The 21,839-nt window shown below is 72.1% G+C and carries 22 protein-coding genes; 13 read left to right on the forward strand and 9 right to left on the reverse strand.

All coding sequences use genetic code 11. The features are described 5' to 3' along the window. Nucleotides 1-402, forward strand: a complete 402-nt coding sequence (locus AC4OXY_RS28620; RefSeq protein WP_356037760.1) for an SRPBCC family protein — start codon at nt 1-3, stop codon at nt 400-402. Here AC4OXY_RS28620 and AC4OXY_RS28625 read toward each other — a convergent pair whose 3' ends face one another. The 5 genes from AC4OXY_RS28625 to AC4OXY_RS28645 form a co-directional block, all read right to left on the reverse strand. Beyond that, a complete protein-coding gene (locus tag AC4OXY_RS28625; protein WP_356037757.1) occupies nt 403-1,962 on the reverse strand; it encodes an ABC transporter substrate-binding protein in 1,560 nt (519 codons plus the stop codon). Beyond that, nucleotides 1,962-4,079: a hypothetical protein gene (locus tag AC4OXY_RS28630; RefSeq protein ID WP_491991314.1), complete on the reverse strand. Its 2,118-nt coding sequence runs from the start codon at nt 4,077-4,079 to the stop codon at nt 1,962-1,964. The genes AC4OXY_RS28625 and AC4OXY_RS28630 overlap by 1 nt, the downstream gene beginning before the upstream one ends. A 115-nt stretch (nt 4,080-4,194) precedes the next feature. Then, on the reverse strand, nt 4,195-5,613 hold the full coding sequence (locus AC4OXY_RS28635) for a condensation domain-containing protein (protein ID WP_491991315.1): 1,419 nt from the start codon (nt 5,611-5,613) through the stop codon (nt 4,195-4,197). Between the two features lie 149 nt (nt 5,614-5,762). Then, nucleotides 5,763-6,212, reverse strand: coding sequence for a nucleoside deaminase (locus AC4OXY_RS28640; protein WP_362823588.1), 450 nt, complete (start codon nt 6,210-6,212; stop codon nt 5,763-5,765). 39 nt (nt 6,213-6,251) lie between these two features. Then, entirely contained in the window at nt 6,252-6,854 is a 603-nt protein-coding gene (locus AC4OXY_RS28645) for a TetR/AcrR family transcriptional regulator (RefSeq protein ID WP_356037747.1), read from the reverse strand. An 88-nt stretch (nt 6,855-6,942) separates the two neighbouring features. Between AC4OXY_RS28645 and AC4OXY_RS28650 the strand changes: the two genes are divergently transcribed. Next, on the forward strand, nt 6,943-7,503 hold the full coding sequence (locus AC4OXY_RS28650) for an LppU/SCO3897 family protein (RefSeq protein ID WP_491991316.1): 561 nt from the start codon (nt 6,943-6,945) through the stop codon (nt 7,501-7,503). 42 nt (nt 7,504-7,545) lie between these two features. Next, nucleotides 7,546-9,426 (forward strand): serine/threonine-protein kinase, encoded by a 1,881-nt coding sequence (locus AC4OXY_RS28655; RefSeq protein ID WP_491991317.1) that lies wholly within the window; start codon nt 7,546-7,548, stop codon nt 9,424-9,426. Nucleotides 9,427-9,551: 125 nt separating this feature from the next. Here the strand turns inward: AC4OXY_RS28655 and AC4OXY_RS28660 are convergent, their stop codons facing one another. From AC4OXY_RS28660 to AC4OXY_RS28670, 3 genes are all read right to left on the reverse strand, one after another. Then, nucleotides 9,552-9,902, reverse strand: coding sequence for a hypothetical protein (locus AC4OXY_RS28660; RefSeq protein WP_356037739.1), 351 nt, complete (start codon nt 9,900-9,902; stop codon nt 9,552-9,554). Then, nucleotides 9,899-10,477, reverse strand: a complete 579-nt coding sequence (locus tag AC4OXY_RS28665; RefSeq protein WP_491994654.1) for a DUF6232 family protein — start codon at nt 10,475-10,477, stop codon at nt 9,899-9,901. The genes AC4OXY_RS28660 and AC4OXY_RS28665 overlap by 4 nt, the downstream gene beginning before the upstream one ends. A gap of 180 nt (nt 10,478-10,657) precedes the next feature. Further along, nucleotides 10,658-10,978, reverse strand: coding sequence for a PLD nuclease N-terminal domain-containing protein (locus AC4OXY_RS28670; protein WP_356037733.1), 321 nt, complete (start codon nt 10,976-10,978; stop codon nt 10,658-10,660). A gap of 76 nt (nt 10,979-11,054) precedes the next feature. Here AC4OXY_RS28670 and AC4OXY_RS28675 point away from each other — a divergent pair, with 76 nt between their 5' ends. From AC4OXY_RS28675 to AC4OXY_RS28710, 8 genes are all read left to right on the forward strand, one after another. Beyond that, on the forward strand, nt 11,055-12,506 hold the full coding sequence (locus AC4OXY_RS28675; protein WP_356037731.1) for a menaquinone biosynthesis decarboxylase: 1,452 nt from the start codon (nt 11,055-11,057) through the stop codon (nt 12,504-12,506). Further along, on the forward strand, nt 12,503-13,399 hold the full coding sequence (mqnP, locus tag AC4OXY_RS28680; RefSeq protein ID WP_356037728.1) for a menaquinone biosynthesis prenyltransferase MqnP: 897 nt from the start codon (nt 12,503-12,505) through the stop codon (nt 13,397-13,399). The genes AC4OXY_RS28675 and mqnP overlap by 4 nt, the downstream gene beginning before the upstream one ends. A 55-nt stretch (nt 13,400-13,454) precedes the next feature. Further along, nucleotides 13,455-14,126 (forward strand): UbiX family flavin prenyltransferase, encoded by a 672-nt coding sequence (locus AC4OXY_RS28685; RefSeq protein WP_356037726.1) that lies wholly within the window; start codon nt 13,455-13,457, stop codon nt 14,124-14,126. A gap of 91 nt (nt 14,127-14,217) precedes the next feature. Beyond that, nucleotides 14,218-14,673 carry an Lrp/AsnC family transcriptional regulator gene (locus AC4OXY_RS28690; protein WP_071375597.1) on the forward strand — a complete coding sequence of 152 codons (456 nt, stop codon included), beginning with the start codon at nt 14,218-14,220 and terminating at the stop codon, nt 14,671-14,673. Between the two features lie 46 nt (nt 14,674-14,719). Next, a complete protein-coding gene (mqnE, locus tag AC4OXY_RS28695) occupies nt 14,720-15,883 on the forward strand; it encodes an aminofutalosine synthase MqnE (RefSeq protein ID WP_491991318.1) in 1,164 nt (387 codons plus the stop codon). 58 nt (nt 15,884-15,941) lie between these two features. Further along, nucleotides 15,942-16,466, forward strand: a complete 525-nt coding sequence (locus tag AC4OXY_RS28700) for a GNAT family N-acetyltransferase (RefSeq protein ID WP_356039254.1) — start codon at nt 15,942-15,944, stop codon at nt 16,464-16,466. A gap of 74 nt (nt 16,467-16,540) precedes the next feature. Next, nucleotides 16,541-16,849: a DUF4229 domain-containing protein gene (locus AC4OXY_RS28705; RefSeq protein WP_356039289.1), complete on the forward strand. Its 309-nt coding sequence runs from the start codon at nt 16,541-16,543 to the stop codon at nt 16,847-16,849. Nucleotides 16,850-16,859: 10 nt separating this feature from the next. Next, on the forward strand, nt 16,860-17,510 hold the full coding sequence (locus tag AC4OXY_RS28710) for a TetR/AcrR family transcriptional regulator (RefSeq protein ID WP_362823417.1): 651 nt from the start codon (nt 16,860-16,862) through the stop codon (nt 17,508-17,510). 171 nt (nt 17,511-17,681) lie between these two features. On the opposite strand, the gene AC4OXY_RS28715 is transcribed toward AC4OXY_RS28710, so the two are convergent. Then, nucleotides 17,682-18,500, reverse strand: a complete 819-nt coding sequence (locus AC4OXY_RS28715; RefSeq protein WP_376295381.1) for a MaoC/PaaZ C-terminal domain-containing protein — start codon at nt 18,498-18,500, stop codon at nt 17,682-17,684. Nucleotides 18,501-18,733: 233 nt separating this feature from the next. Here AC4OXY_RS28715 and AC4OXY_RS28720 point away from each other — a divergent pair, with 233 nt between their 5' ends. Further along, the gene (locus AC4OXY_RS28720; protein ID WP_376295383.1) at nt 18,734-20,677 is read left to right on the forward strand and encodes an AMP-dependent synthetase/ligase; all 1,944 of its coding nucleotides are present in this window, start codon (nt 18,734-18,736) and stop codon (nt 20,675-20,677) included. A gap of 198 nt (nt 20,678-20,875) precedes the next feature. Beyond that, nucleotides 20,876-21,778, forward strand: coding sequence for a LysR family transcriptional regulator (locus AC4OXY_RS28725; RefSeq protein ID WP_356039265.1), 903 nt, complete (start codon nt 20,876-20,878; stop codon nt 21,776-21,778). Nucleotides 21,779-21,839: the final 61 nt, after the last annotated feature.

A 21,839-nucleotide genomic window follows, 5' to 3' on the forward strand; every position in this document is an offset into this window, starting at 1 on the left:
ATGAGCGGTTCCATCGCACAGGGCACCAGTCAGACCCACGGGAACGCGCACATACTCCACTTCCTGGTGCGGCTCCCGAAGCGCATGGAGGACGTCTGGCCGGCGGTGGCCACCCCTGAGGGACTCTCGGGGTGGTGCACCGCCGTCGGCTTTCTCCAGCCCCGGCTGGACGGGGCGGTCAGCCTGCCCGAGCTGGGCTCCGGCCGGGTCACGGCCTGGGACGTGGACCGGGTCGCCGAGTACACCCTGGAGGGCGGCGGCCGGATCCGGTTCCACCTGGAACGGGACGGGGACACGGCGAGCGTGCTGCGCTTCACCCGGGAGTTCCGGGGCGAAGGGGAGAACGAGGCCGTGTGGCGGACCAGGTTCGAACGACTGATCGAATATCTGGGGCGGGGCTAGCTAGGTCGCCGGCGGCAGGCAGTCCGGGGACGGCGGCTTTCCCTCCGGCCAGGCGACCCGGACGAAGCGTGCGCTGCCCTCGGGGGTCAGCTCCACGATCGGTACGGCCTTGTCGTACGGGTTGCCGTGCACGTCCAGGCAGATCCAGCCGCTCGCCCCGTTCACCCGCAGCGTCCTGCCCTTGACCTGCGGCCACTGGAGGCCCACGTCCGCGAGCGCCGGGACCGCCTTGCCGGGCTGGACCGCCTCGCGGATGCCGTGCACGGCCAGCCGCACGGCGTCGTAGCCGATGATCAGCTGCCCGTCGTCCAGGGCGACCGAGCCGATGGGGCCCACCGGTGACCGCTCGGCGGACGTCAGCAGGGTCTGGAGCGTGGTGAAGTCCGCCTGCGAGCCGCCGGTCGCCGGCGGGCTCTTCACCCAGGCGTCCGGGTGGGCGAGGGAGGTGAAGAGCACCGACAGGTTGTGCCGCAGGGCGTCCCGGTTCAGGTCCTTCTCGTAGGTCAGATAGGACGCCTCGTCACCGGTGAGCACGGTGAACCTCCGGTCCTGGCAGCCGCGGGCGCCGAGCGCGTTGATGAACTGCCGCAGCTGCACGTGCCGGCCCGCGAACAGGATCGTGTCGGTCCCCGGGTCGGTGTCGCACACCAGGTCCGTGATCTGCCGGAAGGTGTTCGCGGTCGTCCCCTCCTGGCTGCGGTCCGCCGGCGGGGTGAACGGCCACGGCTCGTACCGCGAGCCCTTGAGCAGCGCCGCGAACGACTTCTGGAGCGTGGTCGTGTACGGGTCGCCGGGGTTGTCGTACACCAGCAGCGCCTTGCCCTGCTTCAGCTGCGCGAACTTGGTCAGCGCGCGGGCCTCGTCGGTGTTGGTCGGCGCCACCCGGGCGAGGCCGGGGTAGGGGTCCTTGCCGCCCTGGCCGTTGGCGAGGTCGTCGGAGGTGATGGAGGAGCCGATCACCGGGATGTGCAGCCTGGTGAGCTCCGCGACGGCCGCCTTGTTGGCGGCGGTGCTCTGCCCGACGCCGGCGACCGCGCGCAGCGTGTCCGTGCCGGTCGTCATCCGCGCCAGCTGGTCCACGGTCCGCTGCCAGTACGTGCCCGTCGCCCCCGGGTTGGCCGGCACCAGCCGGATCTGCGGGGACTGCCCGTTGGAGTCGTGGTTGGCCTGGTACTGCGCCAGATAGGCGCCCTGGAGCTGGTGCTGGATGTCGTTCAGCATCGTCGGGGAGCCGGAGGTGTACGGCAGCATCAGCGCGACCGTCACATAACTCCCGGGCTTCAGGCGGGCGTTCTCCCGCGCGATCGCCTTCGCGGCGTCGGTCAGCCGGTCCTGCCCGAAGTCGTACGGCCCCGGTCCCGTGGCCACGCCCACGCACTCGTCGCTGCCCTGCGGCCGGGACACCCCGGGCGCGCACGAGCGGTCGTCGTGGGCGAGGACGCGGACCGCGAACACCAGGCCGGTCACCAGGGCCGCCGCCAGCAGCAGGGCCAGATAGCGGCGCAGCGGGATCTCCCACACGCCCTCGCGCAACCACGTCCCCACACCCCTGCGCGCCATCACGCCTCCCCCCTGTTCCGGTCGTCCGGGCCGCCGTCCCCGCCGTCCTCGGGATCGTCGGGGTCGTCGGGCCCGGTCATCGGGCGCCCGGCGAGCGCCGCCGCCGGCCAGTCCCGCGAGGCCCGCCACAGCAGCGCACCCGCCGCCGGCCGCAGGTTGGACAGCTGCTCCAGCTCGAACCGGAGCCGGTCGCACACCTGCGGGTCCGGCAGCACCAGCGGGTCCGCCAGCTGCCACACGGCGTGCAGCAACCGCCGTATCCGTAAGTGCAGTACGGCGTCCGCGCCCTCGGGTACGGCCTGGTCGGCGTCCGTGCGGCCGAGTGCCACCGCGGTCCGCCCGTCGCCGCGCCCGGTGAAGTCACGGCCCTCGGCGTCGTGCGCGTGGAAGTACGGGGCCGAGGCCGCGAAGCGCAGCGTGCGCAGCCAGCCGCGCACGTCCGCCGTGGCGAAGGTGTCGCGCAGCTCGCGGACCGCGGACTCCGTGACGCCGAGGGCGAGTTCGTGGTGCAGCCGGTAGCGGGCGTGCTCGGGTGCGGTGTAGTGGGCGACGAGCGTCTCGTGCGCGGTGCGCCACGACCGGTGGTCGCTGTCCAGCAGGTGCAGCCGGAGCAGCAGCAGTGTGCGCACGAACCGGTCCCCGACGAACCGTCCCGGCACGACCGGCAGTCCCTCCGCGGCCAGCAGGGTCCGCAACTCCCGTACGTCCGCCGGGCCGAAGGTGTCCGGCAGCAGCGCCGAGGCCAGCGCGCTGGCCGAGCCGTGGCCGTGGGCCGCGGCCAGCACGGTCAGCTCCGCCAGGTGCTCGGGCGGCACCAGCCGGTCCAGCAGCGCCTCGTAGGCGGGGACGCCGGGCTGGTCCTCGGCGAGCCGCACCGGCGCGGTGAGCAGCTCGCCCAGCGAGGACGCCCCGGGCAGGTTCTGCGCGGCCGACTCGGCGAGCAGCACGATGCCCTGCGGGTTGCCGCCGGTCAGCCGGTGCACGGCGTGCGGAAGATGGGGCGGCACCGGCAGGTCGCCGCAGACCGAGCCGACCAGGTGCAGGGTGTCGTCGGCGCTCAGCGGCGGCAGCGCCACCAGCAGCGCCCGCGAGGAGGGCGTCGCGTCCGGCGCCCAGTCCGTGCGCCGGGCCACCCCCGCCAGCTCCCGCCGGGCCGCGCTGCGCAGTTCCGCCCGGCCCTCGCCGCGCCGGGCCGCGACGAACGCCACCTGGTCGCGGACGCCCTCGGCCCGGTCCCGCAGCACGGCGGCCAGCAGCCCCGGACCGGGCGCCGCCTGCGCGTTGTCCAGCAGCACCAGCGGCCGGCCGAGGCGCTGCATCCTCGGCAGCACCCCGCTGTACGCCTCGGTCAGGTCGGCCAGCAGGGCCCGTACCAGATACCGCTCGGCGTGCTCGCGCGCCGGGCCGTCCTCGCGGAAGTGCCGGGAGAGCAGGATCAGCCCGCGCTGCGCGTGGCCGCCCGCGTTCGGGTACGTCCGGTACCACTCGGACGCCTTCTGGTGGCGCCGGCCGGCGAACCCCTCGGCGATCGCCTCCAGGGTCGCCTCGATGGCGCCCGAGACCAGCGGGCCGGTGCCGGTGGCCGCGGCGACCACCTTGGCCGCCACCTTTCCGGCCCAGCGCCCGGCGAAGCCGCCGAAGCGCGAGCCGCCCTCGTTCAGCAGCAGGATCCGCTCCACCTCCCGGCGGATCCGCTCCGAGTCGGCGTCGCCCCAGCCGCCGGCCGCCACCGCGACCAGGCCCGTCATCAGCCGCGGGAAGGTGATCCGGCGGGCGCCGGTCACCGGCTCCGCGAGCTGCTCGGCGATCACCAGCAGGGCCTGCGCGAGCGGCGACCAGGAGTCGGCGGGCCGGTCCACCGGCGGCCGGGCGAACTGCTCCTCCGCGCAGTCGGCCAGCGCGACCGGTGTGTGCCCCTGATAGGCGTCCCGCAGCTCGGCGAGGACCGCGCTCTTGCCGAGGCCCCGGGTGCCGGTCAGCACGACGAAGGGCGGCTCGTCCGGGTGCTCCAGGGGCGTGGCGCGGTGATGATGGGGGCGCAGGCCGATCAGCCGTGGTGCGAGACCGGCCGGTTCGGCGTCGAACAGCGCCCCGCGTCCGTGCAACCGTCTGCCCACCGATCGCCCCCCTCAACGATCGCCCCCTCAACAGCAGTGTAAGAAGGGGAAGTTGCTCCGGACCAGAGTCAGTGGTGTCCGTTGGGTTACGAAAAACGGCGATGTCTGTTCCGGGTCAGGAAACCGCCGCGGTGAGGCTCCCGTGCGCGACGGAGGCGATGTGATCGCGCAGCCGCTCCACGTACAGCCGCAGGTTCTTCGCCGCCACGTCCGTGTCCGGGTACCGGCTGGCCAGCCACAGCCCCTCGTGCAGCCGGTTCACCCACACGCACACCTGGTCGCCGTACGACACCCGGATCAGCCCGTGCGCCCGCTGCTCGGCCCAGTGCTCGGCGCCCGGGATGGTGCGGGCGTCGCAGTAGGAGACGATCGAGTACAGGTCCGGCGAGGTCGGCCGGAAGTCCGCGCCGAGCAGGCTCAGCACCCGGGCCAGCGGCATCCGGGACAGCGGCCGGCTGGCGCGCAGCTCGTCGCGCACGGACCGCAGGGTGTCCCGGAACTCCGTCGCACGGCCGACCGGGACCTCGATCGGGGCGCCGCCGACGTACCAGCCCACCGAGTCGCTCCACCGCGACTTCACCCGGGTGTGGAACGGCACGACCGTCCGGTACACGGGCGCTCCGCCCAGCTCGTGCACGATCAGCCCGGTCGCGGCCAGCAGCCCGACCTGGCTGCCGCCGTAGGGCCGGCAGTACGCCTCGAACGCCGCCGCCTCGGCCGCGTCCGCCAGCGGCTCGCACAGCATCCGCTGGCGCGGCAGCGGGCCGCCCGGCTCCAGGCCCAGATCGACGGGGAAGCCGGGCAGCGTTCCGTCGCAGCGCCGGATGAACGCGCGCCAGCGGTCGACGATCGCGTGCCGGGCGTCGATGCCGTCCGCGTCCGCCCGCTCGATCTGGCAGAAGTCGACGTAACTGGCGACCGGGGCGCCGGAGTCGGGCGTGGCGCCGGTCAGCCCCGCCGTGTACAGCTCGTGCACCTCGGCGGGGATGCGCTGCAGGGAGTAGGCGTCGACGTTGCTGTGGTCGAAGGCCATGTACACGCTGACACCGTCGGGCCGTACGACCGCCGTGTAGATGAGGTTGGGCCAGCGCAGCGCGTCCGCGACGGAGTCGAAGCGGCCCTGGAGATGGCGCACGAGCCGCTCGGAGTCCGGGAAGTCCCCGGCGTCCTCCCGGTGCAGCGACACGTCGGCGGCGTTGAGCGTGAACCGGCGCAGCTCGTCACCGGCGTCTCCGGCCCAGCGGAAGCCGCTGCGCAGCGTCTCGTGCCGTACCGTCCAGGCCCGCAGCGCCTCCTGGAGCACATCGAGGTCGACCGCGCCCGGGATGTCGAAGGCGGTGCCCAGCCAGGTCGGCACGAACAGCCCGTCCTCCCGGACGCACTTGGCGGTCCGGATGTGCGACTCCTGGATGTAGGCGGGGGGCCTCGTGTCCTCCGGGACCGCCGTCGCCGCCGCGACCGTCGCCGGGCTCAGCGTCCACTCGACGAGCCGTCCCGGCCGGACCTCGCAGCGCTGGATGTCAGTGATTCGCACGCGTCTCCCATCGCAGAAGGGGCCCCTGGTTGCGGGCCCCCTTCCAGGCAATGCCGAGGGGAGGCACGGGGACATGCGCGGCCGGTTCATTTCAGCGGATCGGGTGGTGGGACGAACGCCGGGTTGATTAACCGAGGGTGACCGAGGCGTCAGTCACCGATGTCCTCGTGCCACAGGTCCGGGTTGTCCCTGACGAAGGCGCGCATCAGCGCGACGCACTCCGGGTCCTCCAGCAGCAGGACCTCCACACCGTGCGCGGCGAGCCAGTCGTGGCCGCCGCGGAAGGTGGTGGCCTCGCCGATCACCACCCGGGAGATGCCGAACTGGCGGACCAGGCCGGAGCAGTACCAGCAGGGGGAGAGGGTGGTGACCATGGTCGTGCCGCGGTACGTGCGCTGCCGTCCCGCCGCCCGGAAGGCCGCCGTCTCGGCGTGCGTCGAGGGGTCGTCGTCCTGGACGCGGCGGTTGTGGCCACGGCCGAGCAGGGTGCCGTCGGGCCCGTAGAGGGCCGCCCCGACGGGGATCCCGCCCTCGGCGAGCCCGGCGCGGGCCTCGGCGAGGGCGGTGGCGAGCCAGGCGCGGGCCTGTTCCTGTTCCATACGGTCACTGTTCCCCGCCGAAGGCGCCGCAGCCGGCGCTCACGCCGGCTGCGCGCCGACCGACCGCCAGATCCGGTCCGGCAGGACCAGCGCGGCCTCGTCCAGGTCCACGTCCCCGGTGCCGGACAGCCAGCGGCGGGCGACCGCGGTCACGGGCCCGAGGACCAGCGACTCGATCAGCGGCCCGGACAGCGGAGCGATCTCGCCGGCGTCCACGTACCGCTGCGCCCACTGGGCCAGCGGCGACAGGCGGGCCTCCTGCGCGTCCCGCAGCCGCTGCCCGTCGGCCATGCCCTGACGGTCGGCGTAGGCCGAGTGCAGGAGCCGGGCGGCGGCCGGGTGCTCCTGGACGAAGTCGAAGTAGGCGCCGACCAGGGCCCGGATGCCCGTGTGGGCGGTACGGGTCCCCTCCAGGGCCTTGACCAGCTCGCCCAGCAGCCGCTCCAGCCAGCGCATGACCAGGGCGTTCAACAGCCCGTCGAGGCTGCCGAAGTGGTGGTAGAGGCTGCCGAGGCTCACCCCGCTCGCCTTCGTGACGGCACCCACGGTCAGCCCTTGGTCGCCCGTCTGCGCGTACACGCGCAGGGCGGCGTCCAGGACGGTCTCCACGGTCGCTTCACCGCGTTGTTGTTTCCGGCTCATACTGGAATAGTTTTCTAGAAAGAAATTTTAGAACAGTGCTCTGCTGCACCACACTCGTGGTGCCCATCCTCACACCCGGGAGCCGCCCATGTCGTCACCCCAGTCACCCCAGCCGTCTCAGTCGCCCCAGCAGCCGAAGCAGGGCGTCGCCTGTCTGGGCGTGCTCGGGGTCGTCGCCCTCGTCGTGATCCTGCTGGTGGTGATCAACCACAGCGGTGGCGGGGGCGGCTCGTCCGACGACGCCGGTTCGTCGCCGTCGCCGTACACGCCGACGAGCGCGCCGTACACGCCGAGCGGCGATCCCTACACCGGCGACCCGTACACGCCGAGCGGCGACCCCTACGCCAGCGGCGACCCGTACAGCAGCCCGAGCCCCGAGCCCAGCCCGTACACCTCGGGCACCTGCCTCAACGGCACCCTGCCGGACTCCACCACCGCGCAGTCCGTCAGCGGCGTGGAGGAGGTCTCGTGCTCCGCGTCCGACGCGCACTACCAGGTCATCGAGACCATCCCGCTGACCACGGACCTGAGCCGCTGCAACGACAACTCCCGGACGCAGTACGCCTTCTCGTACCGCTACACGTGGAACGGCGCGACGATCAACTCCTACGTCTACTGCCTGGTGGGCCTCGGGTCGTACGCGCGCTGACGGTAGGTTGCCGGAAGTCGACTGATCCACAGGGGGAAAGAGTTGAACGGGGAACAGGTCGGAGTCGAGCCGCTGGAGGACGCGGATCCACGGCGGATCGGGTCGATCCCGCTGGTCGGACGCCTCGGGGCCGGTGGCATGGGGCGGGTCTACCTCGGTGTGCACGACGGGAAGTACGCAGCCGTCAAACAGGTCCTGCCGTCGGTCGTCGGCGAGGACAAGGACTTCGTCCGGCGCTTCGGACACGAGCTGGACAACCTCTCCCGGCTGCCCGAAGGTGCCGCCACACCGCTGCTCGCCGGGGACCGGGACGCGATGCCGCCGTGGTTCGCCACCGCGTACGTGCCCGGGCTGACCCTGCGCGAGGCGGTCGACGCGCACGGCGGCCCGCTGCCGGCCGCGTCGCTGTGGCTGCTGCTGCACCGCGCGGCGGCCGGACTCTCGGCGGTGCACGCGCTGGACATGGTGCACCGGGACGTCAAGCCGTCCAACGTGATGCTGACCCTCGACGGCGTCACCCTCATCGACTTCGGCGTCGCCCGCGCCGCCGAGCAGAGCCAGCTGACCCGGACCGGCATGGTGGTCGGCACCCCCGCCTACATGTCGCCCGAACAGGCCTCCGGAGCCAGGCGGTTGACCGGCGCCGTGGACGTCTTCGCCCTCGGCTCGGTGGTGGCGTACGCGGGGTCCGGGCGCCCGCCGTTCGGCGACGAGTCCGGACACGCGGTGCTGTACCGGATCGTGCACGAGAGGCCCGACCTGGACGAACTGCGGGCCCTGGACCCGGAGTTGGCGTCGGTCGTCGCGTCCTGCCTGGACAAGGACCCCGAGGGCCGGCCCAGCGCGGCCGAACTCCTCGACCTGACCGCCGCCCACGTCCCCGCCGGCACCCCGCTGTGGCCGGCCGCCGTCACCGAACACCTGGAGAGGCGGGCCGAGTTCGCGGCGGACGTACCGGCGGCGGGGGACGTGGCCGAGCCGACCGTGGCCGGGAAGGAGCCCGAGGTCGTCATACGGCCGGACGCGCCGCGGCGGCCGGAGCGGCCGGAGCGGGAGCGGCGGCGCAGGCGGGTCGTCCTGGCCGTCGTGCCGGTCGTCGTCTGCGCCGGTGCGGCGACCCTGGCCTTCCAGCTGGTTCCGTTCGCCACGGACGCGCAGGGGAAGGGCGCCGCGGGAAGGTCCGGCGCCTCCGTCTCCGCGTCGGCCGATCCCGGCCCCGGCGGCTCCTCGGCGAGCTCCTCCGGATCGTCCACGCCGTCCGGGAAGGGCTCGTCCTCGGCCTCGTCATCGGCCTCGTCCTCCCCGACGAACGGGGAGAAGAAGGGCGGCGCGGGCGGCGGCGGTGACGCGAAGAAGGACCAGGGCGGTCACCAGGGGACGGACGGTTCGGCCGGAGGATCCGGAGCCGGGAGTGGCGGGAGTGGCGGGAGCGGCGGGAGCGGGAGTGGCGGAGGCACCTCCGGTTCCGGCAGCGGCAGTTCGGGCGGCTCGGGCGGCTCGGGCGGCTCCACCGGCTCCGGCGGCTCGGGCGGCTCGTCCGGCGGGAGCGGCAGTGGCGGCTCGGGGTCCTTCCGCCTGCAGAACGGCGAGAACGACAAGTGCCTGATCCAGGTCTACGGCTCCACGGGCCTCGGTTCCTGCTCGGACTCGACCGCCCGCTGGACCTTCCGCAGCGCCTCCGGCGGCAGCGTCAAGGTCGTCAACGCCTCGACCGGCGCCTGCCTGAGCTCCAACGGCAACGGTCAGGCCGTCTTCGTCGGCGACTGCTCGCAGGGCGGCGCCAATCTGCGGTGGACGACGGGCTCGGGCAACTCCCTGCGCACCGTCTACGACGGCGGCTGCCTCGACCTCGCCTTCGGTGGCGGCGTGGCCGAGGCGACCTGCCAGTCGGGCACGTCCTCGCAGAACTGGGCGAGGACGTGAGCCCGTCTCCGTAGCGGGGGCCAAGCGGGGTCGGCGAAGTCCGCTGCGGTTCGGGGAACTGCGCGACCAGCCACGACGGCGCCGCAGACGAACGACGGCCCATCGTGGTACTTCCAGCGGAGCGCTCAGCCGCTGATCATGCCGATGATCGCGCGCACCGCCTCGGCGACCGGCTGGCCGACCGCGCCGACGGTGCTCGCGATCCCGGCGATCGCCATCAGCGCGCCGCGCCGCTGCTGCGCGGGCACGTCGGCGTCGGGGCTGAGGGCGGGCAATGAGTCGTCCAGCAGCTGGGCGTCGGGCGCCGCCACCCGGGTGCGCAACTCGCCGACCAGCCGGTTCAGTTCGGCGAGGGCCGCGGCCAGCGCCGGGTCCTGCTGACCGGCGCCGGCGGCCGCGTAGTTCTTGACGATGCCCGTGTTGCCCTGGCCGCCGTGCATGTTCACGTTGTCGCCGTAGTAGTAGTTGCTCGTCATCCGCTGATCCCCACGTTTCCGCTGCCGCCGTACATGTTGACGTTGTCGCCGAAGTAGTAGTTCTTCGGCGAGAAGTGCAGGCTCTCCACCGTCACCTTGAACTCGGTGTCCGGATGGTCGATGGCGTACGAGATCTGACCGACGACCTGGTCCAGGTACTGCGGGGTCCGGCTGGTCACGAGCGCGGTGGACGCGCCCGAGGTCTCCACCGCGAGGACGTGGTGGTCGGCGGCCAGCAGGACCGAGAACAGTTCGGTGATGAAGTAGATCTCGGCGGCGAAGGCCGCGATCCATATGAACGTGACGTAGCCGTTCGCGCCGGAGCTGTCCCCGCCGCCGGCTCCCGCGAACAGTCCGGGCAGCATCGCGAGGAACCCGACGATCAGCATGATGCCCGTGTTCCGCAGGAAGCGCAGTACCGCCTCCTTGCGCTTGGGGCGCATGACGAAGGTGTAGACGCGGGCGATGTTGTGCAGCGGGTACACCGCCGCGCCGATCCACAGGATCCGCTTGCTGACCCGCAGCTCGACGCTGACGGCGGCCGGCTGTGCGGGCGGTGCGGCCACGTCCGGCATGTACGGCGCAGCGGCGGGCGGAGCGGACGGGGCGGGTGGTGGTGGAGTGGTGGGCGCGGGCGGTGGATCCTGAGCCGGTTGCATGTCTGTGTGTCCCCCAGAGGCCGAGCGAATCGCCGATATCTCAGTAACGACCATTAACCACAGGTCAGTTGGGGGAGGGCAAGTCGTTTGGGGCGGTCACTCGCCGCCGGGGCCCTCCTTCTTCCCGAGAGACCTGAGGAACTCGGGGTTGTCGTCGGGGGCGACCCAGCGTGCGGCCGTGCCGCGATGCCCCGCAGCGGCGGAGGGGGCGGCGGCCGCACCGACCGCCGTCCGCCGCACCCGGCCGGTGATCAGCCAGGCGACCGGGCCCACCAGCACCTCGCCGAAGAGCAGGATGATGATCACCCACACCACCTTCGGCAGATGCCGCACCTCTTCCTCGGGCGTGTTCAGACAGTCCACGAAGGCGTAGATCCACAGAGCCAGGACCAGCAGGAACGGCAGATACCTGAGCATGGCGTGCGATCCCCCGACGAGTGCGATACGGCCCCGGTGACCGGGCCAGAGTAGCGGGTGGCCGATACTGGGACGCATGGCTTACGACGATCTTCGCTCCCTGCTGCGCGCGCTGGAGCGCGAGGGGGACCTCAAGCGCATCAAGGCCGAGGTCGACCCGTACCTGGAAGTCGGGGAGATCGTCGACCGGGTGCAGAAGTCCGGTGGCCCGGCGCTGCTCTTCGAGAACGTGAAGGGCTCGGCGATGCCCCTCGCGATGAACGTCTTCGGCACCGACCGCCGCCTGCTGAAGGCGCTGGGCCTGAAGTCGTACGGCGAGATCTCCGAGCGGATCGGGGGCCTGCTGCGCCCCGAGCTGCCGCACGGCTTCGTCGGCGTGCGCGAGGCCTTCGGCAAGCTCGGCGCGATGGCCCACGTACCGCCGAAGAAGATCAAGGAAGCCCCGGTGCAGGAGGTCGTGCTGCACGGCGACGAGGTCGACCTCGACCGGCTCCCGGCGCTGTTCACCTGGCCCGACGACGGCGGCTCCTTCTTCAACCTGGGGCTGACCCACACCAAGGACCCCGAGACGGGCGTCCGGAACCTGGGCCTGTACCGCCTCCAGCGCCACGACAAGCGCACGATCGGCATGCACTGGCAGATCCACAAGGACAGCCGGAACCACTACCAGGTCGCGGCGCGAAAGGGCGAGCGGCTGCCGGTCGCCATCGCCTTCGGCTGCCCGCCCGCCGTGACGTACGCCTCCACCGCCCCGCTCCCCGGTGACATCGACGAGTACCTGTTCGCCGGGTTCATCGCGGGCCGGCGGATCGAGATGGTGGACTGCAAGACGGTCCCGCTGCAGGTGCCCGCGAACGCCGAGGTCGTGCTGGAGGGCTGGCTGGAGCCCGGCGAGATGCTGCCCGAGGGGCCCTTCGGCGACCACACCGGCTTCTACACGCCGCAGGAGCCGTTCCCGGCGCTGACGATCGACTGCGTGACGATGCGCAGGCGCCCGCTGCTCCAGTCGATCGTGGTCGGCCGCCCGCCCACGGAGGACGGTCCGCTCGGCCGCGCCACGGAGCGCTTCTTCCTCCCGCTCCTCAAGATCATCGTCCCGGACATCGTGGACTACCACCTGCCCGAGGCGGGCGGCTTCCACAACTGCGCGATCGTCTCGATCGACAAGAAGTACCCGAAGCACGCGCAGAAGGTGATGCACGCGATCTGGGGGGCGCACATGATGTCCCTGACCAAGCTGATCGTGGTCGTGGACGCCGACTGCGACGTCCACGATCTGCACGAGGTCGCCTGGCGGGCCCTCGGCAACACGGACTACGCCCGCGACCTCACGGTCGTGGAAGGCCCCGTCGATCACCTCGACCACGCCTCCTACCAGCAGTTCTGGGGCGGCAAGGCGGGGATCGACGCCACGAAGAAGTGGCCCGAGGAGGGCTACACCCGGGACGGCGGCTGGCCGGACATGGTCCTGTCGGACCCGGATACGGCGGCGAAGGTCGACCGCCGCTGGAAGGAGTACGGCCTGTGACCACCGCCGCCATCCAGCCGCCGGGACGCACGAAGGCCTTCCTGCGTCTGGTGATGATCGAGCACTCGGTCTTCGCGCTGCCCTTCGCCTACATCGCCTCGCTGACCGCGATGTACGGATGGGACAGGAACATCCACTGGGGCCGGCTGCTGCTGGTCACGATCTGCATGGTCGGCCTGCGCACGTTCGCGATGGCGGTCAACCGGATCATCGACCGCGAGATCGACGCCCGTAACCCGCGCACCGCCCACCGCGAACTCGTGACGGGCGCGATGTCGGTGCGGCACGCCTGGACGGGCGCCCTGATCGCGCTGGTGGTCTTCCTCGGCGCGGCGGCCCTGCTGAACCCCCTGTGCCTGGCCCTGGCGCCGGTGGCCGTCATCCCGATGGTGGTCTACCCGTACGGCAAACGGTTCACGAACTTCCCGCAGGCGATCCTGGGCCTCGCCCAGGCGATGGGCCCGGTCGGCGGCTGGCTCGCGATCTCCGGCTCCTGGTCCTGGGAGGCGGTGATCCTCGGCCTCGCCGTGGGCATCTGGATCGGCGGGTTCGACCTGATCTACGCCTGCCAGGACGTCGAGACCGACCGCGAGATCGGCGTCATGTCGGTCCCGGCCCGCTTTGGCATCCCGGCCGCGATCTGGGGCGCGCGGGTGTGCCACACACTGACGACGGCCCTGTTCGTCTGGTACGGCCTGGCCACCCACGCCGGTGCCTTCTTCTGGCTCGGCCTGCTGATCGTCGCCAGTGCCTTCGTCTACGAACACCGCATCGTCCGCCCCCACGACCTGTCCCGCCTCAACAGGGCCTTCTTCTCGGTCAACGGCTTCATCGGCATTGCCCTGTTCGTGTGCGCTCTGCTCGACCTCCTGGTTCGGGGGCTGAGCGCCTGAGGCGCGGCGCGCCACCCGGCCTGAGTCGTTCCCGACCCACCGGTACGCTCAAGGTGTGAACGCAGGAGAAACGCAGCGCGCGCCTTGGATCGTGGGGGTGTCCGGAGCTTCCGGAACGCCGTATGCGGCTGCCGTGCTGCGGGCGCTGCTGGAGGCGGGGCAGGCGGTGGACCTGGTGGTCAGCCGGGCCTCGCGGCTGACGCTGCTGGACGAGACGGGGATCTCGTTCCGGGACGCCCACTGGCAGGACGACCTGCGGGAATGGCTGCGCCGGGGGGCCGACGGCAAGCCCGGGACCTTCGACGTGGACGTCAGCGGGGTGCGGTACTGGAGCGCGGGGGACCTCGCGGCCGGGCCGTCCTCGGGGTCGTACCCGGCGAAGGGGATGCTCATCGTGCCCGCGTCCACGGCCTGTGTGGCGGGTGTCGCGCTCGGGCTGTCCAAGGACCTGCTCCAGCGCGCGGCGAGCGTCACCCTCAAGGAACGCCGGACACTGGTCGTGGCCGTACGGGAGACCCCCTTGAACGGCCGGACCCTGCGCCACCTCGTCGCGCTGGACGACGCCGGTGCCCAGGTGGTGCCGACCTCGCCCGCCTTCTACGCGGGCGCCACCCACATCCAGGACCTGGTGGACTTCGTCGCCGGGCGGGTGCTGGACGCGGCGGGCGTCGAGCACGGCCTGTACCGGCGCTGGAAGGGCGAACTGGGCGGCGGATCCGCCGGTTAGCCGGCCAGACGCGGTACCCACGTGGCACAGCACCACCTCTCAGCACTACCTCTCATCAACTCGGAACTCTTCACCGGAAGGCTTCGATCGCATGGACGCGGTGGACAGGCAGCTCATCCAGGCTCTGCGGGAGAACGGCCGGGCCTCGTACGCGGAGCTGGGGCGCCTCGTCGGGCTGTCGGGACCCAGCGTCACCGACCGCATCAACCGGCTGGAGGCGGCCGGCGTCATCACCGGCTACCGCGCGACGGTGAACGCGGCCCAGCTCGGCCTCGGTGTCACCGCGCTGATCGGCATCTCGCTCTCCGACGCCGCCGACCACGAGGACGTGGCCCAGCGGGTGCGGGACCTGCCGGAGATCGAGGACTGCTGGTTCATCGCCGGAGACGACTCGTTCATGCTCAAGGTGCGGGCGGCCGACGTCGACGGCCTGGAGCGGATCATCCGGCGGCTCAGCGGGACCAAGGGCGTCTCCCGGACCCGTACCACCATCGTGCTCTCCACCAAGTGGGAGAACCGGGTCGGAGAGCTGCCCGAAGAGGTGTGAACCGCAGGGCGTACGGTGGGGTCGGGTTTCGTAGAAAGGTGTTGGCATGGACGTCGGGCTCAAGCGCGAGCTGGAGGAGAAGGTCCGCTCCGGTGAGCGGCTGACCCGCGAGGACGGCATCGCGCTGTACGAGTCGGACGACCTGGCCTGGCTGGGCGGTCTGGCGCACGAGGTGCGGACCCGCAAGAACGGTGACGTCGTCCACTTCAACGTCAACCGGCACCTCAACATGACCAATGTGTGCACGGCCTCGTGCGCGTACTGCTCGTTCCAGCGCAAGCCGGGCGAGAAGGACGCGTACACGATGCGCATCGAGGAGGCCGTCAGGCTCGCGAAGGCGATGGAGAGCGAGAACCTCACGGAACTCCACATCGTCAACGGCCTCCACCCCAATCTGCCGTGGCGCTACTACCCGCGCTCCCTGCGCGAGCTGAAGGCCGCCCTCCCGCACGTGTCGCTGAAGGCGTTCACGGCGACGGAGATCCACCACTTCGAGACGATCTCCGGTCTGACCGCGTCCGAGATCCTCGACGAGCTGATCGACGCCGGCCTCGAATCCCTCACCGGCGGCGGCGCCGAGATCTTCGACTGGGAAGTCCGCCGGCACATCGTGGACCACCGCACCCACTGGGAGGACTGGTCCCGCATCCACCGGCTGGCGCACGAGAAGGGGCTGAAGACCCCGTGCACCATGCTCTACGGCCACATCGAGGAGCCCCGCCACCGGGTCGACCACGTGCTGCGGCTGCGCGAGCTCCAGGACGAGACCGGCGGCTTCCAGGTCTTCATCCCGCTGCGCTACCAGCACGACTTCGTGGACATGAAGGACGGCAAGGTCCGCAACCGCCTCCAGGCGCGCACCACGATGGCGACCGGCGCGGAGGCCCTCAAGACCTTCGCGGTCTCCCGGCTCCTCTTCGACAACGTCCCCCACGTCAAGGTCTTCTGGGTCATGCACGGCGTGCAGACCGCCCAGCTCGCCCTCCAGCACGGCGCCGACGACATGGACGGCTCGGTCGTCGAGTACAAGATCACCCACGACGCCGACAACTACGGCACCCCGAACAAGCTCACCCGCGAGGACCTGCTCGACCTCATCCGCGACGCGGGCTTCCGCCCGGTCGAGCGCAACACGCGCTACGAGATCATCCGCGAGTACGACGGCCCGGACCCGGCGCGCCGTGACTCCCCGCAGCCGATGCGGGTGTGACACAGCACGGCTGGTTCTCCGCCTGAAGGGGCATGTGGGTAATAGATACGATGCCTGCATGCCCCTTACCTTTACGCTCGATCCCGCCCTCACCCCCGACCTGCGCGACGGGTTCCTGGAGCTGTGGACGGACGTCTCCAACGCGGGCGGGGCCGTCGGCTTCGTGCCGCCGGTGACCGCGCAGGACATCCGCCCCGAGGTCGTCCGGTATCTCACCCAGCTCGCGGAGGGCCGTACCCGGCTGCTCGCCGGGTGCGACGAGGAGGGGCGCCTCGCCGCGACGGCCTTCATCACCTTCAACACGCACCCGCTGATGACGCACTGGGCGTGGCTGTACACGGTGATGGTCCACCCCCGGCACCAGGGCAAGGGCTACGGCCGGGACCTGCTCGCGGCCGCCGCCGACGCGGCCCGCACCCTCGACGGCATCGAGGCGATCCGGCTCACCTGCCGGGGCGGCATGGGCCTGGAGCGGTTCTACGGCTCCTGCGGTTACAAGGAGGTCGGGCGGGTGCCCGGCGCCATCCGGGTCGCTCCCGGTGACGACCGCGAGGACATCACCATGCTGCTGCCCCTCATGTGACCCCCCTGCATGATCGCCCCCGGGGCGTGCTTCACTGGACTCTGACCCTTTTGGAATCGGACGACTGGATTGAGATGCTCCGCTACACGCTGATGCGCCTCGGCGTCTTCGTCGGCTGCCTCGCGGTCGTCTGGGGAGCCGTCTACTCCGGCATCTTCCCGCGTGGTTTCGGCGACTCCAACTTCCTGTGGGTGCTGCTGCTCTCCCTGGTCCTCTCGGCGCCGATCAGCTGGGTCGTGCTGCGCAAGGAGCGGGACCGGGCCTCGGTGCAGATCGTGAACAAGGTCGACCGGATGAAGGCCAACCTGGACGCCAACCGCAGCCAGGAGGACGTGGCCGACGACGGCGCCCGGGCGCGGGGCGAGGCGGCCGCGTCCAACTAGTCTTGCCCTCATGGGTGGGGCGAGGACCAGACGGATGCCGCGTGCGGTGCGCGAGCAGCAGATGCTCGACGCCGCCGTACGGATCTTCGGCCGACGTGGCTACATGGCCGCGTCGATGGACGAGATAGCCGAACTCGCGGGCGTCTCCAAGCCGCTGGTCTACCTGTACCTGAACTCCAAGGAAGACCTCTTCACCGCCTGCATCCGCCGGGAGGCCGACGCGCTGACGCGGGCGGTGCGCGCCGGGGTCCGCCCGGACCTGCCGGCCGACCGCCGGCTGTGGGACGGGCTGCTGGCCTTCTTCACGCACACCGGCGAGCACCCCGACGCCTGGTCCGTCCTCCACTTGCAGGCCCGCACCCACGGCGAGCCCTTCGCGGCCGAGGTCGCCGCGATGCGCACGGAGATCGTCGCCTTCGTCACCGGCCTGGTCGTCGTCGCGGCCCGCGAGGCACACAGCGACCCCGACCTGCCGGAGGACGAGGTCGCGGGCCTGGCCGAGGCCCTGGTGGGCGCGGCGGAATCCCTCGCCGCCTGGGCCAACGCGACACCGGGGGTCACCGCCCGGCAGGCGGCGACGACGTTGATGAACTTCGCGTGGGCGGGACTGGGAAATCTGATGCGGGGCAACCGCTGGACTCCGTCGGGCGGCGGGGCGTAGCGCCGTTGGGGTGCATCGCCGCTGCCCGGTGCGGGTGGTTTGTGGCTGATCGCGCAGTTCCCCGCGCCCCTTGAGGTCGGCGAGCTGCAGCATCTTCTAGGGGCGCGGGGAACTGCGCGAGCAACCCACCACTCACCCGCACCGGGCAGCGGTGACGCACCCCTGCGGCGCTCACCCCACCGCCCGCACCTCCCCCCGCACATGCACCCGCTCCCCGCTGCCGTCCCGCAGTTCGAACCGGCCGGAGGCATCCGCTCCGTATGTCACCACCCCGGGCAACAGCACCGGTGCCATGAACCGCGCCCGCACCACGACGGAGCCGCTCGTGCCGTGGGCGGCGACGCAGCGGGCCACCGTCCACATGCCGTGCGCGATCGCCCTCGGGAAGCCTAAGAGGCGGGCGGTGAGCGGGTGGAGGTGGATGGGGTTGCGGTCGCCGGAGGCCGCGCCGTAGCGCCGGCCGACGTCCCCGGCGAGCCGCCACTCGTCGAGGACCGGGAGCGCAGGCGCCGGTCGCTGTTGGTCCCGGTGGCCGGAGGCGGCCTCCTGCGTCCGGTGCCGGGCCAGATACGTGCTGCGGGACTCCCACAACCGCTCGCCCCGCGACATCAGTTCGGTCACCACCGTCGCCTCCGTGCCGCGCCGGTGCGGTGCCAACCCCTCGATGTGGACGGCGAGTTCGTACGCCTCCGTCGCCGGTACGGCCCCGTGCCGGACGATGTCGACCGAGGTGTGCACCAGGCCCGGCAGCGGCAGCGGGAACGCGCGGTCGCTCATCAGCCGCATGGCCAGCGGGAAGCCGAGGACGTGCGGGTAGGTCACGGGCAGGCCGCTCTCGCCGGTCGGGAAGCCGCAGACCCGCTCGTAGGCGGCGAGGCGGGACAGGTCGACGCGGATCCCGGGCAGCACGAGCCGGGTGCGCGGGAAGTCGGCGTCGGGGGAGGGGCGTTTGAACGGTGAGCGCAGGGCGCCCGTTATGAGATGCGTCAACGTACTTGTCACGTCCGTCCCCCAACCGCTTACTCTGAAGTAAGGTTACCGCCGGTAAGTCTAACGTGAGGCCCTGTCACAAAAACCCCGAGGTTGCACATCCCTGTCCCCGGACCACCTCCGAACCCGCACAACCTCCGCACAGTGGCCCCGTACGATCACCTGCCTAACCAGCGGTAACTCCCTGTCTGTCGAGGCCCGCCGCAGGTGCACGCACGCCAGAGGAGCCGCCCGTGTCCACCCCGTACCCGAACGCCCCCGTCTCCTCCGCCGCCGTCTCCGCCGTCGACTACGACGGCAAGCCCGTCCTCGTCGAACCGTGGATCCAGCGGCTGGACGGCGCCGTGCGCGAGGTGCACGTACCGCCGTTCGTGCCCCCGGTCACCCATGGCTCGCTCGCGGACCTGCCGTTCGACAACGCCGAGGCCGCCCCCGGCACGATCGCGCTCAGCCGCCGTATGCCCGACGGCCGGTGGCAGGAGGTGACGGCCGCGGACTTCGCCGAGCAGGTGCTCGCCGTGGCCAAGGGGCTGATCTCCGAGGGGCTGACGCCGGGCGACCGGATCGCCGTGATGGCCCGCACCCGCTACGAGTGGTCGCTGCTCGACTTCGCCGCCTGGGCCGCCGGGCTCGTCACCGTGCCCGTCTACCCCACCTCCTCCGTCTTCCAGACCCGCTGGATCCTGCACGACTCCGGCGCCCGCGCCCTCGTCACCGAGACCGCCGCGCAGGCCGCCGCCATCGGGCCCGAGCTGCCGCACCTGCCCGATCTGCGCCATGTGTGGGTGATGGACAAGGAGCACGTGGAGCGGCTGGCGGAGGCGGGCGCGCAGGTGCCGGACGGCGAAGTCGCCGTGCGGCGCGGCATGATGGGGCCCGCCACCCTCGCCACCCTCATCTACACCTCCGGCACCACCGGCCGTCCCAAGGGCTGCGCGCTGTCCCACGGAAACTTCCTCGCCGAGGTCGACAACGCCGTCGAACTGCTCTACCCGGTCTTCAAGTCGCAGGACGAGGACCCCTCGGTGCTGCTGTTCCTGCCGATGTCGCACGTGTTCGGGCGGATGGTCGCCATCGCGTGCGTCCGGGCCCGGGTGCGGCTCGGGCACGCGCCGAGCCTCGCCGCCGAGGACCTGCTGCCGGACCTGGCCGCCTTCCGGCCGACCGCGCTGCTGACCATCCCGTACATGCTGGAGAAGGTCTACAACTCCGCCCGCGCCAAGGCCGAGTCGGGCGGCCGGGTCGCGGTCTTCGACCGGGCGGCGGCGACCGCCGTCCGCTACGGCGAGGCGCTGGAGGCCCGGCAGACCGGCACCGGCGGCGGCCCGGGCCGCTCGCTGAAGACCGCCCGCGGCTTCTACGACCCGCTCGTCTACCGCAAGATCCGGGCCGCGATGGGCGGCCGCGTCCGGTACGTCATCTGCGGCGGCTCCCCGCTCGGAAGGCGCCTCGCCGCGTTCTACGCCGGCGCCGGCATCGAGATCTTCGAGGGGTACGGCCTCACCGAGACCACCGCCGCCACGACCTGCACCCCGCCGCTCAAGCCCCGGCTCGGCACCGTCGGCTGGCCGCTGCCCGGCACCCGGGTCAGGATCGCCGCCGACGGGGAGATCCTCGTGGCCGGCGACCACGTCCTGCGCGGCTACTGGGATCCGCAGGCCGGCGGCGTCGTGCCCGCGACCCGGGACGGCTGGCTGGCCACCGGCGACATCGGCGAACTGGACGACGAGGGCTACCTCACCATCACGGGCCGCAAGAAGGAGCTGCTGATCACGGCGGGCGGCAAGTCGGTGGCCCCGGCCCCGCTGGAGAACTGGCTGCGCCAGCACCCGCTGATCTCCCAGGTCATGCTGGTCGGCGACGGCCGCCCGTACGTCTCCGCGCTGATCACCCTCGACCCCGACGGCGTCGGCCACTGGCGGCAGATGCTCGGCAAGCACGTGGTGCCGCCGGAACTGCTGGTCGGCGACCCGGAGTTGGAGGCGGTCCTGCAGCGGGCGGTCGACGAGGCCAACAAGCTGGTCTCCCGCCCCGAGTCCATCCGCCGCTTCGCCGTGCTGCCCCGGGACTTCACCGAGTACGAGGGCCATCTCACGCCCTCGATGAAGCTGCGCCGCGAGCAGATCATGCGGGACTTCGCGCCGGAGGTGGAGGGACTGTACGAGTCCGCTCGGTGAGGGGCCGGCCGAGGGGCCGACGGAGGGGTCGGCACCCGCTCCCCGGCCGGCGCACACCTCGGTCCGGACGCCCGGTGTGCTGCGGGGAGCGGGTTGCCGCCTGGGTCGATCGCGGCCCGGCACCGATCCTCGTACCGCGCCGGAGTCCGAGTCAATCCTTGAGATGTGTCGGCAAACCCCAGTGTTAGCTTGGGTGTTGTGACTCTTGAGGACCTCCGCGTGTTCGTGGCCGTGTGCCGGGCCGGCAGCCTCAGCTCCGTCGCCCGCGACCTCGGCTGCACCCAGTCCGCGGTCAGCCAGCACGTCAAACGGCTGGAGCGGGAGACCGGCCTCGCCCTGCTGGAGCGCCGGCCGCGCGGCGTCGTCACGACCCAGGCCGGGCGGATCCTGGAGGCCGCGGCCGCCGAGGGCATCTCCGGGCTCGACCTCGCCGTACGGCAGCTGCGCGATCTGCTCGACGGGCACAGCGGGCACGTCCGCGTGGCCACCGGCGCGACCACCGTACGGCACTTCATGTCCGACGCGGTCGTCGCCTTCCGCCGCCGGCACCCGAGGGTCAACCTGGAGTTCCGCACGGTCAGTTCGGGCCGGGGCACCTTCGACGCGCTCGCCGACGGCACCCTCGACCTCGCCTGGATCACCCTCGGCCCGCCGGTGCGGGGCATCGAGCAGCGCACCGTGGCCGAGCTGCCCTGGGTGCTGGCCGTACCGGCCGCCGACCCGCTGGCCGCCCGCTCCCGGCTCGATCCGGCCGACCTCGCCGACGTCCCGCTCATCCGGCTGCCGCCCAACTCGGCCTCCGCCGCCCATCTGGACGCCGCCTGCGCCGAGGCGGGCGTACGCTTCGCCTACGACGCCTCCGTCGCCGACTGGGACACGGCGCTGCTGCTCGCCGAACTGGGCGCGGGCAGGGCCGTCGTACCCGCCGTACCCGGACCGCCCGTACCCGGCGCGGGACCGCTGCGGCTGGTCCCGCTGGCCGGGCTGCGGCCGCTGCCGGTCGGCTGGGCGGTGCGCCGCTGGGACGCGCTGAGCCCGCCCGCCCGGGCCTTCGCCGACACCGTGCGCATCCAGCCGCGGGACCTCGGGGAAAACCGCTAGTACGGTCGGAAAACCGATAGCGTTCCCTGGACCCCGTCACCCGGGGATCCGTCCGGGACCG

The sequence above is a fragment of the Streptomyces sp. HUAS MG56 genome, from assembly GCF_058673395.1.

Coding starts and splice junctions, on each gene's coding strand:
- AC4OXY_RS28710 (WP_362823417.1), top strand. CDS start 16,860: ATGGGTGGGGCGAGGACCAGACGGATGCCGCGTGCGGTGCGCGAGCAG.
- AC4OXY_RS28625 (WP_356037757.1), bottom strand. CDS start 1,962: ATGGCGCGCAGGGGTGTGGGGACGTGGTTGCGCGAGGGCGTGTGGGAG.
- AC4OXY_RS28665 (WP_491994654.1), bottom strand. CDS start 10,477: ATGCCGGACGTGGCCGCACCGCCCGCACAGCCGGCCGCCGTCAGCGTC.
- AC4OXY_RS28620 (WP_356037760.1), top strand. CDS start 1: ATGAGCGGTTCCATCGCACAGGGCACCAGTCAGACCCACGGGAACGCG.
- AC4OXY_RS28660 (WP_356037739.1), bottom strand. CDS start 9,902: ATGACGAGCAACTACTACTACGGCGACAACGTGAACATGCACGGCGGC.
- AC4OXY_RS28705 (WP_356039289.1), top strand. CDS start 16,541: ATGCTCCGCTACACGCTGATGCGCCTCGGCGTCTTCGTCGGCTGCCTC.
- mqnE (WP_491991318.1), top strand. CDS start 14,720: ATGGACGTCGGGCTCAAGCGCGAGCTGGAGGAGAAGGTCCGCTCCGGT.
- AC4OXY_RS28690 (WP_071375597.1), top strand. CDS start 14,218: ATGGACGCGGTGGACAGGCAGCTCATCCAGGCTCTGCGGGAGAACGGC.
- AC4OXY_RS28650 (WP_491991316.1), top strand. CDS start 6,943: ATGTCGTCACCCCAGTCACCCCAGCCGTCTCAGTCGCCCCAGCAGCCG.
- AC4OXY_RS28670 (WP_356037733.1), bottom strand. CDS start 10,978: ATGCTCAGGTATCTGCCGTTCCTGCTGGTCCTGGCTCTGTGGATCTAC.
- AC4OXY_RS28640 (WP_362823588.1), bottom strand. CDS start 6,212: ATGGAACAGGAACAGGCCCGCGCCTGGCTCGCCACCGCCCTCGCCGAG.
- AC4OXY_RS28675 (WP_356037731.1), top strand. CDS start 11,055: ATGGCTTACGACGATCTTCGCTCCCTGCTGCGCGCGCTGGAGCGCGAG.
- AC4OXY_RS28645 (WP_356037747.1), bottom strand. CDS start 6,854: ATGAGCCGGAAACAACAACGCGGTGAAGCGACCGTGGAGACCGTCCTG.
- AC4OXY_RS28700 (WP_356039254.1), top strand. CDS start 15,942: ATGCCCCTTACCTTTACGCTCGATCCCGCCCTCACCCCCGACCTGCGC.